Source organism: Microbacterium halophytorum, assembly GCF_002970975.1.
GTDB classification, from domain to species: domain Bacteria; phylum Actinomycetota; class Actinomycetes; order Actinomycetales; family Microbacteriaceae; genus Microbacterium; species Microbacterium halophytorum.
On sequence record NZ_PNFA01000005.1, the window covers coordinates 213316 to 227109 of the forward strand.

Annotated in this window: 14 protein-coding genes; 8 read left to right on the forward strand and 6 right to left on the reverse strand. The window is 72.5% G+C overall.

Going from position 1 to position 13794, the window contains the following annotated elements:
* Positions 1–15 precede the first annotated feature (15 nt).
* Positions 16–1362: an isochorismate synthase gene (locus C0010_RS06545; RefSeq protein ID WP_232531780.1), complete on the forward strand. Its 1347-nt coding sequence runs from the start codon at positions 16–18 to the stop codon at positions 1360–1362.
* Positions 1363–1603: 241 nt separating this feature from the next.
* Here the strand turns inward: C0010_RS06545 and C0010_RS06550 are convergent, their stop codons facing one another.
* The gene (locus C0010_RS06550; RefSeq protein WP_105566255.1) at positions 1604–2734 is read right to left on the reverse strand and encodes a glycerate kinase; all 1131 of its coding nucleotides are present in this window, start codon (positions 2732–2734) and stop codon (positions 1604–1606) included.
* Between the two features lie 197 nt (positions 2735–2931).
* Between C0010_RS06550 and C0010_RS06555 the strand changes: the two genes are divergently transcribed.
* Both C0010_RS06555 and C0010_RS06560 read left to right on the forward strand, forming a co-directional pair.
* Positions 2932–3888 (forward strand): acetylxylan esterase, encoded by a 957-nt coding sequence (locus C0010_RS06555; RefSeq protein WP_105566256.1) that lies wholly within the window; start codon positions 2932–2934, stop codon positions 3886–3888.
* Positions 3885–4547, forward strand: a complete 663-nt coding sequence (locus C0010_RS06560) for a ThuA domain-containing protein (protein ID WP_232531782.1) — start codon at positions 3885–3887, stop codon at positions 4545–4547. The genes C0010_RS06555 and C0010_RS06560 overlap by 4 nt, the downstream gene beginning before the upstream one ends.
* Positions 4548–4703: 156 nt before the next feature.
* Here C0010_RS06560 and C0010_RS06565 read toward each other — a convergent pair whose 3' ends face one another.
* From C0010_RS06565 to C0010_RS06580, 4 genes are all read right to left on the reverse strand, one after another.
* On the reverse strand, positions 4704–5570 hold the full coding sequence (locus tag C0010_RS06565) for a polyphosphate kinase 2 family protein (protein ID WP_105566399.1): 867 nt from the start codon (positions 5568–5570) through the stop codon (positions 4704–4706).
* Between the two features lie 117 nt (positions 5571–5687).
* The gene (locus C0010_RS06570; protein WP_174150270.1) at positions 5688–7646 is read right to left on the reverse strand and encodes a thiamine pyrophosphate-binding protein; all 1959 of its coding nucleotides are present in this window, start codon (positions 7644–7646) and stop codon (positions 5688–5690) included.
* Between the two features lie 166 nt (positions 7647–7812).
* Complete coding sequence (locus C0010_RS06575) at positions 7813–8274, reverse strand: PLD nuclease N-terminal domain-containing protein (RefSeq protein ID WP_105566259.1); 462 nt, start codon at positions 8272–8274, stop codon at positions 7813–7815.
* A 72-nt stretch (positions 8275–8346) separates the two neighbouring features.
* On the reverse strand, positions 8347–9135 hold the full coding sequence (locus C0010_RS06580) for a GntR family transcriptional regulator (RefSeq protein WP_105566260.1): 789 nt from the start codon (positions 9133–9135) through the stop codon (positions 8347–8349).
* Positions 9136–9285: 150 nt separating this feature from the next.
* Here C0010_RS06580 and C0010_RS06585 point away from each other — a divergent pair, with 150 nt between their 5' ends.
* The 5 genes from C0010_RS06585 (at position 9286) to C0010_RS06605 (ending at position 12798) form a co-directional block, all read left to right on the forward strand.
* Positions 9286–10191: a transporter substrate-binding domain-containing protein gene (locus C0010_RS06585; protein ID WP_105566261.1), complete on the forward strand. Its 906-nt coding sequence runs from the start codon at positions 9286–9288 to the stop codon at positions 10189–10191.
* A gap of 21 nt (positions 10192–10212) precedes the next feature.
* Positions 10213–10932, forward strand: a complete 720-nt coding sequence (gene ehuC, locus C0010_RS06590; protein WP_105566262.1) for an ectoine/hydroxyectoine ABC transporter permease subunit EhuC — start codon at positions 10213–10215, stop codon at positions 10930–10932.
* Positions 10929–11585, forward strand: coding sequence for an ectoine/hydroxyectoine ABC transporter permease subunit EhuD (ehuD, locus tag C0010_RS06595; RefSeq protein WP_105566263.1), 657 nt, complete (start codon positions 10929–10931; stop codon positions 11583–11585). The genes ehuC and ehuD overlap by 4 nt, the downstream gene beginning before the upstream one ends.
* Positions 11586–11625: 40 nt before the next feature.
* Positions 11626–12408 carry an ectoine/hydroxyectoine ABC transporter ATP-binding protein EhuA gene (gene ehuA / locus C0010_RS06600; RefSeq protein WP_105566400.1) on the forward strand — a complete coding sequence of 261 codons (783 nt, stop codon included), beginning with the start codon at positions 11626–11628 and terminating at the stop codon, positions 12406–12408.
* Between the two features lie 99 nt (positions 12409–12507).
* On the forward strand, positions 12508–12798 hold the full coding sequence (locus C0010_RS06605) for a DUF4229 domain-containing protein (RefSeq protein ID WP_232531784.1): 291 nt from the start codon (positions 12508–12510) through the stop codon (positions 12796–12798).
* Between the two features lie 9 nt (positions 12799–12807).
* Here C0010_RS06605 and C0010_RS06610 read toward each other — a convergent pair whose 3' ends face one another.
* Positions 12808–13767 carry a 1,4-dihydroxy-2-naphthoate polyprenyltransferase gene (locus C0010_RS06610; protein ID WP_232531785.1) on the reverse strand — a complete coding sequence of 320 codons (960 nt, stop codon included), beginning with the start codon at positions 13765–13767 and terminating at the stop codon, positions 12808–12810.
* Positions 13768–13794 lie beyond the last annotated feature (27 nt).

The window sequence follows — 13794 nt, forward strand, 5'->3', positions numbered from 1 at the left end:
GCCTAGTCTGGAGGGGTGACGACTGATGAGCGCCTCTCCCTGCCGCGCCTCGTCGCGACGACGCGCGAGATCCCCGCTTCCGCCGACCCGCTGCTGTTCGCCTCCGCAGGCGACCCGCTCGCGTGGATCCGCCGCGGCGACGGAATCGTCGGCGCCGGGCCCGAGCTGCTGCGCCTCGACATCGGCGAGGACGGCCGGATGGAGGCGCTCGCAGACATCTGGCACGCGATCGTGCAGGCCACCGAGGTCGACGATGAGGTGGGCCTGCCGGGCACGGGGCTCGTCGGGTTCGGCGCGTTCGCCTTCGACGAGTCGTCGGCGTCGCCCAGCACGCTCATCGTGCCGTCGGTGGTGCTCGGCCGCCGCGGCGGCAGGAACTGGATGACCAGGATCACCCGCGAGGGCGCGGAAGCGCCCGTGATCGGCGAGGCGGGCTACGGCGCGCAGTGGTCGGCGACGCTCGGGCCGGGCGAGATGGATCCGGCGGCGCACGGCGACGCGGTGCGCCGCGTGCTCGACCGCCTCGCCGCGGGCGAGGCGGAGAAGGTCGTCATCGCCCGCGACATCGTCGGCACCGTGCCCGCGCACGCCGACCTGCGCCGCCTCGTGCACGAGCTCGCCCAGAACTACCCCGACACGTGGACGTTCGCGGTCGACGGCATCGTCGGGGCGAGCCCCGAGACGCTCGTGACCGTCTCGGGCGGGACCGTCACGGCCCGCGTGCTCGCCGGCACCGTCGCCCGCGGCGCCGACGCCGACGAGGACACGGCGCTCTCGGTCGGCCTCGCCACGAGCGAGAAGAACATCGGCGAGCACGCCTTCGCCGTCGCGAGCGTGCTCGACGCGCTGCGCCCCGTCACGAAGGAGCTCGCGGCACCCGACTCGCCCTCGCTGCTGCGGCTGCCGAACCTCTGGCATCTCTCGACCGATGTCACGGGCACCCTGTCGAACGGCGCCAGCGCTCTCAGCCTCGTGCGCGCGCTGCACCCGACCGCGGCCGTCGGCGGCACGCCCCGCGAGGCGGCCATGCGGATCATCCGGGAGACGGAGCCGTTCGACCGCGGCCGCTATGCCGGCCCCGTCGGCTGGATCGACGGCAACGGCGACGGCGAGTGGGCGATCGCGCTGCGCTGCGCGCAGTTCGACCCATCGCCCGTGAGCAAGGATCCGGATGCCGCCGAGTACGGCGACGAGGGCGAGTCCGGCGACGACATGCCGCCGACCGACGGGACGATCGACCCGGCGGCGACGCGCCGCGTCACGGCGCACGCCGGCGGCGGCATCGTTGCGGGCAGCCTGCCCGAGGCCGAGCTCGACGAGACCCGCGTGAAGTTCCGCCCGATCGTCGACGCCCTGGCTTAGGCGCGCCCACCCGCACGGCGGGTGCCGAACCGCGGCATAATCCCCGAACCGCGGCATAATCGAGCCGATTATGCCGCGGCTGGGCGATTGTGCAGTGCCTCGGAGCGCGACGAGGCACCGCGCAGGGCGGCGCCGCTGCACTGCGGTGCCCGACGCCGCGGCGCCACCCCACCGCGGCAGAATCCCCGAGCCAGGGCAGAATCGCGCGGTTCATGCCGCGCCTCGCCGTTTGGGCCGCGGCTCAGAGCCCGCGCGCGGCCTCCGTGAGCCAGCGCACGGTCTCGCCCATCGCCGCCTCGGGCGAGCCCGCCAGGTCGCTCAGGCTCGCCGCGCTCGCGAACGCGCCGGTGTCGGCGTCCGGCGCGATGCGGCCCGCCACGAGCGCGACCGGCACACCCGCCTCGCGCGCGAACGCCGAGACAAGGGAGGGCACCTTGCCCGCCGCGGACTGGCCGTCGAACGACCCCTCCCCCGTGATGACGAGGTCGGCGCCCGCGATCGCCTCGCGCAGGCCGATCAGTTCGGCGACGCGCTCGGCGCCCGAGGCCAGCTCGGCGCCCCACGCGATCAGGCCGTAGCCGGTGCCGCCCGCGGCGCCGGCGCCCGGCTCGTCCGGGTCGGCAGCGCGCGCCGTCGCGACTGCGGCCGCGTCGCCGTCGAGCCCGCGCATCCGCGCCACGAGGTTCGCCAGGCCGGCGTCGGCGCGGGCGACGTCGTCGACGCCCTTCTGCGGGCCGAAGACCGCGGCCGCGCCGCGCGCACCCAGCAGCGGGTTCGTGACGTCGGTGAGCACCTGCACCCCGGCATCCGGGAGCTTCCTGAGGCGTTCGAGGTCGATGCGCGTGATGTCGGCGAGGCCCTCGGCGCCGGGCGCAACGGTCATGTCGAAGTCGTCGGTGAAGCGCGCCCCGAGCGCCGTCAGCATCCCGACCCCTCCGTCGGTCGACGAGCTCGACCCGATGCCGAGGACGAGGCGCGAGACGCCGTGGTCGAGGGCCTTCGCGATCGCCTGGCCGAAGCCGAGCGTCGAGGCCGTCCAGGGGCGGAGGTCGTCGCCGAGCAGCTCGATCCCGGATGTCGCGCCCAGCTCTACGACGCCGGTCCCCTGCGGCGCGTCGTCGGTCGGCGGCAGCCACAGCCACGCGGCGTCGACGGGGAAGATGGCCGGCCCCGTGACCCGCACCGCCGTGCGGCGCGCACCGGGCACTGCCTGCTCGACGGCGTCGAGCGTACCCTCGCCGCCGTCTGCCATCGGCATCCGGACGATCTCGGCGTCGCCCAGCCCCGCGGCGAGCGCGTCAACCACGGCCGCGGCCGAGGCCGTGCCCTTGAAGCTGTCGGGGGCGATGACGATTCGGCGCGGAGAGGTCATGGCTCCATCCTGCCGCACGGCGGGTCGCCGGCCCGACCCGACGAGCGCGGCGTCGCCCGCCACGGCGCCCGGGCGCCCGCTCTCAACGTCGCGGGCGCCCTCGCGTCAGCTCGCTCGTTCCGGCATCGGGTGGTCGCGCGTGACCGTTCGTGTCCGCTTGCGCGCGGCGGGCGCGCCCGAGCTGGCAGAATCCGAGCATGGCCCAGTTCGACATGCCGATCGACCAGCTCCGCACCTACCTGCCCGAGAGGGAGGAACCGGACGACTTCGACGCGTTCTGGCGCGACACCCTCGCCGAGGCGCGCGATCTCGCGGCGGCCCCGGAGTTCTCGCCCGTCGACGTGGGGCTGAAGAATCTGCTCGTCGACGACGTCAGCTTCTCGGGCTTCGGCGGCCACCGCATCCGGGGCTGGCTCGTGCGGCCGCGCGGGGAGGTCCGCGGCACGGTCGTGCATTTCATCGGTTACAGCGGCGGCCGCGGCGTGCCCGAGCACTGGACGCTGCTGCCCAGCGCGGGGTACGCCGTCTTCGTCATGGACAGCCGCGGGCAGGGCACAGGAGACCGCCCCGGCGCGACCACCGACCCCGTCGGCAGCGCCCCGCAGATCGCCGGCCGGATGTCGGCGGGCATCGAGGACCCGCGCGACTACTACTACCGACGCCTGTTCACCGACGCCGCGCTCGCCGTCGACGCGGCGCGCGCACACGATTCGACCGACCGCGTCGCCGTCGCGGGCGCGAGCCAGGGCGGCGGCATCGCGATCGCGGCCGCGGCGCTCGGCGACGGGCTCGCGGGCGCCGCCGTCGATGTGCCGTTCCTGAGCCACTACCGCCGCGCGCTCCGGATCACCGACCAGAACCCGTACAACGAGCTGGCCCGCTACCTGCAGACCCGGCGGGGCGAGGAGGAGGACGTCTTCCGGGTGCTCAGCTACTTCGACGGCGTCAACTTCGCCGCCCGTGCGACAGCGCCGGCGCTGTACTCCGTCGGTCTCTACGACGCCGTCTGCCCGCCGTCGACCGTGTACGCGCAGTTCAACCACTATGCGGGCGGCGACAAGCGCATCGAGGTGTACCCGTACAACGGCCACGAGGGCGGCCAATGGACGCAGCAGCGCGCGCAACTGGCGTTCTTCGGCGAGGTGTTCGCGTGAGCGCGCGGGCGGTCATCGCGTCGGGCTCCGGCCGCTACGCCGACCCGTGGCACCCGTTCGATGAGACGAGCGCCGCGATCGCCGGCGTGCTCCGAGAGGTGGGCTTCGACGCCGAGGTGAACGCGGACGTCGACGACGCGCTCGCCTCGCTCGACGGCGCCGACCTGCTCGTCGTGAACGCGGGAGACCCCTGGCGCGGCGATGACGAGACCGCCGCTGCGCCCGCCGCCTCGCTCGCCGGCCTGCGCTCCGCGCTCGACCGCGGCATCGGCGTCCTCGCGACGCATACCGCGGTCGCGTCGCTGCGCGACTACCCGGAGTGGGCGGCCGCCGTCGGCGCGATCTGGATGCCGGGGCTGAGCTACCACCCGCCGCGCGGCGACACGGCCGTGCGCGTCGAGGACGCGCCGGAGCTCGGCGGGCTGTCCGGGTTCGACGTCGACGACGAGCGGTACACGCGCCTGCAGCAGATCGGCGACCGCCGCGTCGTCGCGTGGCACGCGGGCGACGGGTCGCCCGAACCCGCGGCGTGGCTGCGCGAGTTCGGCCCCTCCCGCGTCGCGGTCGACGTGCTCGGCCACGACGGCCGCTCGTACGAGGCGGCGGGCCACCGCGCGCTCGTAGCCGCACTGGCACGCTGGGCCGCCCGCGCGAACTGACGCCCACGGCAGACACGCACCCGCGCGTCTTCACCACCCGCCCCGGGGCGCCGCGCGCCCCCGAGGAGAACCTGCAACTTCGAGGACGAAGCTGCCGAATTCCTCCTCGAACCCGCCGGACCTCCTCGATCCCGCGCGCCGAGCCGCGCCCCACGCTCAGCGCGTCGCGGCGAGGCGCACCTTCTCGGCTTCGACGTCGAAGTCGGCCAGCGGCCACTGCGGATCGATGCCCGCGAGCGCGTCGAGGAGCAGCTGCTGCACCGCGAGCCGCGCGTACCACTTGCGGTCGGCGGGCACGACGTGCCACGGGGCGTCCGGGGTCGACGTGCGCTGGATCGCGGTCTGATAGGCGTCCTGGTACGCCGACCAGTGCTTGCGCTCCGCCACATCGCCCGCGTTGTACTTCCAATGCTTGTCCGGCCGCTCGAGCCGCTCGGCGAGGCGCTCCCCCTGTTCATCGTACGAGATGTGCAGCATCACCTTGATGATGCGGGTCCCGGATGCCGCGAGCCTGCTCTCGAACTCGTTGATCGCGTCGTAGCGCCGCTCGAGCTCGTCCGGGCCGGCGAGCGCGCGCACCCGCCCGATCAGCACGTCCTCGTAGTGGGACCGATCGAAGACGCCGATCATGCCGGCGCCCGGCACGCGCCTGGCGATGCGCCAGAGGAAGTCGTGCTCGAGCTCCTCCTCGGTCGGTGCCTTGAACGAGGCGAGCTCGACGCCCTGGGGGTCGACGCCGCCGACCACGTGGCGCACGATGCCGCCCTTTCCGGCCGTGTCCATCCCCTGCAGCACGAGCAGCACGCGGTCGCTCGTCTCGCCGGCGCGGCTCTCCGCGAACAGGCGCTCCTGCAGCTCGCTCAGCGGCCCCAGCCCCGCGGCGAGATCGCGCTCGCCGTCCTTCTTGCCTCCGACGTACCCCGGCGTCGATCGAGGGTCGACGCGCTTGATGAGGAAGTCGGGGCCCGCGCGCAGCGCTTCTCCCGCGTCGACGGTCCAACGGTCCCGGTTGATCGCGATCATGCCCTCATCCTGCCGGATGTGCGCGAGGGCTTCCGCGCGCGCGACCAGGACGACGCGTCGGCGGGTCGCGCGCTGCCGGAGCACCCGGATGCTCCGCGCGCGCTCGGCGGGCGAGCATCAGCGCGCGAGCGGCACCTCGACGAGGTGGGGGCCGTGCGGCGGCGCCGCCAGCGCGTCGCGCAGCTCCGCCTCGGTCCCGGCGCGGGTGTGCGCCCAGCCGTAGGCGGCCGCGAGGCTCGCGAGGTCGGCGGACTGCGGCGTGTACTGCACGCGGTCCATCGCGGCGCGGCCCGCGACGGCGGCGACCTCGAGGCCGTCGAAGATCGTGCCGCCGCCGTCGTTGCCGACGATGACCTGGATGCGCGGCGGGCGCTCTGCATCCGGCAGCAGCATCGACCCGGCGTCGTGCAGGAACGCGAGGTCGCCGAGGAGCACGCGGGTCACGGGCGCGGGCGGCACCGCAGGTGCGGGCGCGCCCGGCTGATCCTGGCTCGCGAGCGCGATGCCGATGCCCGTCGCGATCGTGCCGTCGATGCCGGCGAGGCCGCGGTTCGCGTGCACTCGCACGTCGCGAGGCGGCAGCGTGTCGTCGGCGACGCGCACGAGGCGGCTCGAGCCGAACATCAGCCGGTCATCCGGGCCGCTCGCCTCCCATACGGCGGCGACGAGCGCCTCGCGATCGAGCGCGTCGGGGCCCCGACCGGCGTCGGCGGCTGCACGGGAGCCCGCCGCTGCCACGCCGTCGCTCCCACCAGCCGTGCGATCCGCGCCGGACAGGGCATCGGTCGGCGCGACGTTCTGCACCTGTGACGGCGCGGGCGCACCGGCGGTGTGCGTCTCGGACCACCGCTCCCATGCCGCGAGCCAGGCGTCGTTCGCGTCGCGGAGCGGCGGCTCGACGCCCCACATCGCATCGCGCGTCGCGCCGTTCAGGTTCAGGCGCTCACCGCCCGAGGGCACCGCCACGACGTCGACGTCGGCGCGCGACAGCAGCGCCGTCTCCTCACGGTTCAGCGTCGGGTGACCGAACACGACGACGCGCTCGATGCGACCACCGAGCTCCGGATCTCGCAGGGCGAAGCGGTAGCGCGGCACCGCGTCGGCCGTCGTGCGCGCGCCGCTGACGATCTCGGCGAGCAGAGGCCAGCCCGCGGCGCGCGCGGCCTCGACCGCGGCGGGGCCGGCATCCGCACCCGCCAGCACGACGGTGCGGGGGCCGCGCCCGAGCACCAGCGGCCCGGGCCGCGCAGGGCGCAGCTGGTCGTCGCCCGCGGTTGCGTCCCCCGCCGGCGGCCCGCTGCCGGCGGGGCCGAACGGCTCGTCGCCGAGCGAGTCCGTGCCCGCGGCGAGACCGTCGGCGCGCGACGCCGCAGCGCCGACACGCAGCGACGCGTCCGCTCCTCCCCGGCCGGCGGCGCCGCTGCGCACCCCGAAACCAGCGGGCAGCGCGCCCGCGAGCGGCTCGCGGAACGGCAGGTTCAGCTGCGCGGGGCCCGGTGCGGCGCGATGCACCCGCACCTCGTGCTGCGGCCGTTCCGGTGAGCCGGCGGGGGCGGTGCCGGTCCACCAGATCTGAACGCCCCTGGCCCCGCCAACAGCACCGCGGAACGCCTCCGCCGCGAGCATCCGGAACTCATCGGCCTCATCCGGCCCGCCCTCCGGCGTCGGCGCGTCGGCCGAGAAGCGCAGCGACCCTCCGAACATGCCGACCTGGTCGGTCGTCTGATTCGCGCCGATGCCGCGCAGCTCGGGCGGGCGATCGGCCGTGAGCAGAAGCAGCGGCACACCCGCGTGATGCGCCTCGAGCACGGCGGGCAGGTAGTTGGCCGGGGCCGTCCCCGACGTGCACACGAGGGCGGCCGGCACGCCGGTCTCCCGCCCGATGCCGAGGGCCGTGAACGCGGCGGAGCGCTCGTCGGTGCGCACGTGCATCCGGATGCGGCCGAGCCGCTCGAGCTCCGCCGCCGCGAGCGCGAGGGCCTGCGAACGCGAGCCGGGGCTCACGACGATGTGGCGGAGCCCCCGCGACACGAGCTCGGCGAGCACGGCGCACGCGGCCCCCGTCGCCGGGCTCACCGCGGCCGAGTAGGCCGTCGCGGTGCGCGCCCGGGCCGCACCGCCGGCGGCGTCCGACCCCGCCGCCGTTTCATCGGCAGCACCTTCGACCGGCGTCACGCCCGGCTCCCGTGCGTCCCGTCGGATGTGCCTCGTTCACGAGCACCTGTGGGCGCGCGCACGGGGGTCACGCCTGCGCGTCCGGATGCCCGCCCGTGCCGTTGCTCCGGCCACCGGTGCCCTTGTCATCCGGCTCATCTGCATCCGGGCTCTCGTCGTCGCGGCTCGGCGATCTCTCGTCGCCGTGGGCCGCGTCGTCGGCGCCCTGCTCCGCTTCTTCCTCGTCGAGCTTGCGCAGCTCCTCCTCGAGCTGGCGGATGCGGTCGTCCGCCTCCTTCTGGGCGGTCTCACTGAGGAACGACGGGTCATCGTCGGGGGCGTTCGGCACGCGGAACGAGCCAGTGGCGCCGCGGGAGCGGCCGATGGTCCACCAGAGGATGCCGCCGATCACGGGAACGCAGGTGATCAGGATCCACACGCCCTTCGGCGCACCGCGATGGCGGGTCGCGGGCTGCACGGCGCAGTCGATGATGCTGATCACCGTGAAGACCACGGCGGCCACCGCGCCGATGAGGAGGAGTCGTGCCATACCTTCCAGACTACGCCGAGCCCGTATGCACCAGCCGCACGTTCGGCACGAGCGGAACGACGCGGCCGCGGATCAGGCCGGCGGGGCGTCGATGCGCGGGAAGACGGGTTTCTCGTCGAAGTCCGACTCGACGGTCTCGGCGGAGTCGTCCTTGCCCGTCAGGCGCGCGACCGCGTCTTCGAACTGCCGCGAGAGCGCGTCGGCCGCCCCCTCGCCGTCGCCCTCGCCGATCGCATCGATGAGCTCGCGGTAGGTCGGCGACACCGAGCGGCGCACCTGGAAGCCGTCCGACATGCTCAGCGTTGCGATGCGGGTCTCCGCGAGGAGCGTGTCGATGCGATCCGACAGGTGCGCGCTGCCGACGAGGCGCACGAGCTCGCGGTGGAACGCGATGTCGGCATCACCGATCGGCACGGCGTCGTCGCCCTCGCTCACGGCCGCCAACCGCGCCAGGGCGGCCTCGAGCTCGGCCGTCTGCACGCGGTCCGGCTGCTGCGCGAGGCGGCGTGCGGCATGTCCTTCGAGAGCGAGCCGCGCCTCGTAGAGGTCGGCGACCTCGTCAGGCCCGATGCGGCGCACGCGCATGCCGCGGCCGGGGTATGACACGAGCAGGCCCTCCTGCACGAGGCGCTGCGCGGCCTCGCGCAACGGGCCGCGGCTCACCCCCAGCTGCGCCGCGATCTCGACCTCTCCGATCGGACCGCCGACGGGCAGGGCGCCCGTCAGAATCGCCTTGCGCAGCTCCGCGGCGACGAGGTGGACCGTCGAGGTGCGCTCCAGGGCCACGACGGCGCGCTGGGCGCCGTTGATCGAGGGCTTCGCCACGACGTCACCCCTCCTGTCCGGCAGCAGTTCTCGCATGCAACAATTCTCGCATCCACCCGATTGTGTCGGATTGTTTACAAGAAGACAATCGGATTGCTTTGAATTCGACACTGTGAGAGTCTGGGCCGCGTCCCGTTACGGCGCGTGCCACGAGTTCGCGTCGAAGATCACGAAAGAGGAATCACGATGATCCGACGCACCAAGACAACCGCGAGCCTCGCCGGCGTCGGCGTGCTCGCGCTCGGACTCGCCGCCTGTTCGGGCGGCGGCGACGGCTCCGGCGAAGAGGCCGGCAGCACCCTCGAGCAGCTGCAGGAAGAGGGCACCATCACGCTCGCGATCAACGGCGAGCAGCCCTACTCGTGGGTCGGCGACGACGGCGAGCCGACCGGCGGCACGATCGCCATCCACGAGGAGATCTTCAGCAACCTCGGCATCGACAACATCGAGGTGGAGCAGGTCGAGTGGGACAACCTCATCCCCGGCCTGAACGCCGGCCGGTGGGACGTCGTCAGCGCCGGCATGTCGATCCTGCCCGAGCGCTGCGAGCAGGCCGCCTTCAGCGACCCCGAGATCATGTACACCACGACGCTCGCGGTCCCGACCGGCAACCCGAACGGGCTGAGCGACCTCGACTCGGTGCTCGCCAGCGACGGTGACATCGCCCTCGCCGTGCAGACGGGTGCGATCGAGGAGGGGTACATCGAACAGCTCGGCGGCTACGACAACGTCGTTCCCGTCGACAGCGCCGCCAACGGCCTCGAGACCGTCGCATCCGGCCGCGCCGACGCCTTCGCCCTGACGGCGGTGTCGCTGAACTGGATGACGGAGAGCATGGAAGACCTCGAGACCACCGAGGCCTTCGTGCAGGAGATCGACGGCGTGAAGCAGGTCGGCGCCGGCGCGACGGTGTTCCGCGCCGACGACACGGAGCTGCTCGAGGCCTACAACGAGGAGCTCGCGAAGATCACGGGCGACGAGTCGGCCTACCTCGGCCTCGTCGAGGAATTCGGCTTCACGGCTGAGAACCTGCCTCCCGAGAACGTCACGACCGAGAAGCTCTGCGCGGGCGACCTCGAGGACCTCCAGTAAGCGGAGGCCGGAGCACCTCACGTGTCAGACAATATCGACGCGCTCGTCAGGGCGCTGCCACGACTGTTCGACGGGCTGCTGATCACCCTCGAACTCTCGATCGGCGGCGCCCTGCTTGCGATCGTCATCGCCATCACCCTCGGGCTCCTCGCCCGCTTCAAGAACGTCTGGGTGCGCGGCGCGGCCCGTACCGTCATCGAGTTCTTCCGCGGAACGTCTCTGCTGGTGCAGCTGTTCTTCCTGTTCTTCGTGCTGCCGCTGCCGCCGATGAACGTCGAGCTCCCCGCCGTCCTCGTCGGCATCCTCGGGCTCGGCCTCAACTACGGCGCATACGGCGCCGAGGTCGTCCGCGGGTCGATCAACTCCGTGCCGAAGGGCCAGTGGGAGGCCACCACCGCACTGTCGATGAGCAAGGCACAGAGGATGCGGCGGGTCATCTTCCCGCAGGCGTGGGCGCTCATGATCCCCTCGCTGAACAACCTGCTGATCCAGCTCATCAAGGGCACGGCGGTCGTGTATCTGATCACGATCGTCGACCTGACCGCCGAGTTCAACAACCTGCGGCAGGCGACGGGTGACGTCTTCTTCACCTACACGCTCGCGCTCATCGTCTACTTCGGCATCGCGTACGCGTTCTCGGGCCTGATGACGCTGCTCGAACGCCGCGCCAAGCGCCGGCTCGGGGTGGGCGTGCGTCCCGCACCCGTGGCCCCGGATGAGAAGAAGGAGCCGGCAGCATGATCGACGAGTCCCTGTGGAACTGGGAGCACGTCTTCGCCGCGCTCCCGGACATGCTCTGGACCTTCCTGAGCGTCACCCTGCTGGTCACGATCGTCGGCAGCGCGATCGCGGCGGCGCTCGGCCTCGGCCTCGAGCTGCTGCGCCGCAGCGTGCCGGTGCCGGTCGAGAAGGTCATCACGTTCCTGATGAACTTCATCCGGATGACCCCGTTGGTCGTGCAGCTGCTGTTCATCTACTTCGCGTTCGTCCAGATCGACCCCATGGTCATCGGCATCGTCGTCTTCGGCGTGCACTACGCCACGTTCATGGCCGAGGTGTACCGCGCGGGCATCGACTCCGTCGCTCCGGGTCAGTGGGAGGCGACGACGGCGCTGTCGATGTCGCGCCGCCGCACCTGGACCGCCGTGATCGTGCCGCAGGCGGTGCGCGCCACGGCACCCGCGCTCGGCAACTACGTGATCTCGATGTTCAAGGAGACGCCGTTCCTCGCGACGATCACGGTCATCGACATGCTGGGCTCGGCGCAGGCCTACGGCGGCTCGCACTTCCGCTACATCGAAGTGATCACCGTGGCGGGTCTGCTGTTCCTGGCCGCCAGTTACCCGACTTCGCTCCTCGTGACCCGATTGGAGAAGCGCCTTGCCTACACCTGATGAGACGCACAAGGACCCCGTCCCGACGCACACCGGTGCGATCGAGCTCGCCGACGGCGACGTACCGGCCATCCGGTTCGACCGCGTCACGAAGCGCTTCGGCGACCACACGGTGCTCGACCAGCTCGACTTCGTCGTGCGCAAGGGCGACCGCGTGACGCTGATCGGCCCCTCCGGGTCGGGGAAGACGACGATCCTCCGCCTTGTGATGACGCTGGAGGAGCTGACCGACGGGTACATCTTCGTCGACGGCCAGGCGCTCACGCACGAACTGCGCGGCGGCAAGAGGGTCGCTCTGAAGGAGAAGCACCGCAACGAGATGCGCAAGCGCATCGGCATGGTGTTCCAGCAGTTCAACCTGTTCCCGAACATGACGGTGCTGGAGAACATCATCGAGGCGCCCGTGCACGTGCTCGGCCAGTCGAAGGACGAGGCGAAGAAGCACGCGCACGAGCTGCTCGAGCAGGTGGGCCTGCCCGACAAGGCCGACGCCCACCCGTCCTCGCTCTCGGGCGGTCAGCAGCAGCGCGTCGCGATCGCCCGCGCCCTCGCGATGGAGCCGGAGATCCTCCTCCTCGACGAGGTCACGAGCGCGCTCGACCCCGAGGTCGTCGGCGAGGTGCTGAACATCCTGCGCGAGGTCGCGCGCACGACCGACGTGACGATGCTGATCGTCACGCACGAGATGCAGTTCGCCCGCGACGTGTCGAACCGCGTGCTCATGTTCGACAAGGGCCGCATCGTCGAGGAGGGCGCCCCCGACGAGTTCTTCGCGAACCCGCAGGAGCAGCGCACGAGGGACTTCCTCTCCGCCGTTCTCTGAGCCCGATCCCCTTCCGATGCCCGCGGCGCCGTCCGGCGCCGCGGGCATCGCGCGTTCGAGCGCCGGGAATGCACAGGCGCGATGCCTAGCATGGGTGGCGTGAAGTTCGCCCTCTACGCCGTCGCCCGCCTCGCCTTCTTCCTCGTGCCGTTCGGGCTGATGATGCTGATGCCGGTGTTCCAGAACCTCTGGTGGCTCGCCGCGATCTTCGCCGCCCTCATCGGCCTGAGCCTGTCGATCATCCTCCTGCGCAAGCCGCTGACGGACGTGACGACCGGCATGGCCGCGCGCCGCGAGGCCCGCACGGCGAAGGGCCGCATCGAGCGCGAGCGCGACGAGGAGGACGCCCTCGAGGACGCCGCGAACGACGAGGCCCGCGGCGACCGGTAGCGCCCCGGCTCAGGCGACGTACGCCCAGGCGAGGATCGCGCCGAACACGAGCGAACCGATCGACGTGAGCGCGAGCGCCGGCACGAGCTCGCCCGGCTTGCGGTACGTCCACACGATCAGGAGCGCGGGGCCGAGCAGCAGCAGCGACAGCAGCACGAGCCACGCCATCGGGTAGGCGATGTACGCCATCCAGAGCACGATGCCGTATGCGACCACGACGAAGAGCGTGTAGAGGATCTTCGTGCCGACGCGTCCGATCAGCACCGTGAGCGTTCGCTTCCCGACGACGCGATCCTGGTCGATGTCGCGGAGGTTGTTGGCGAGCAGAACGGCGCAGGCGAGGAGGCCCGCCGCGATCGCGCCGAACCACGCCTCCTGCGAGAGCTGGAGCGCCTGCACCCACGTCGTTCCGAGCGTCGCGACGAGGCCGAAGAACACGAAGACGAAGACCTCGCCGAGCGCGTTGTAGCCGTAGGGCCGCTTGCCGCCCGTGTAGAACCACGCCGCGACGATGCACACCGCGCCGACCGCGATCAGCCACCACTGGCCGGTCCGGATGACGATCGCCAGGCCCGCGACGGCCGCGATCCCGAAGAAGATCAGCGCGGCCGTGAGCACGGCACGCGGCGTGACGCGGCCGCTCGCCGTGAGGCGGGCGGGGCCGATGCGGTCGTCGTCAGTGCCCCGGATGCCGTCGCTGTAGTCGTTCGCGAAGTTCACGCCGATCTGCAGGGCGACGGCGACGGCGAGGCACGCGAGGGCGATGACCCAGTGGAAGAGATGGTCGGGGTCGGCCCGCACGGCGGCGCCCGTGCCGATCAGGACGGGCGAGACCGCGAGCGGCAGCGTGCGCAGGCGCGCGGCGCCCACCCAGTCGCGGAACGTCACGGGCGCGGGCGGCGGCGCCTGCGCGCTCCCCCGCTTCGCCGGGTTCCCGCTGACCTTGCGCTGATGCTTCGCTCTTGCCACGCGGGAGATTCTATCGGCGCGCCCGTA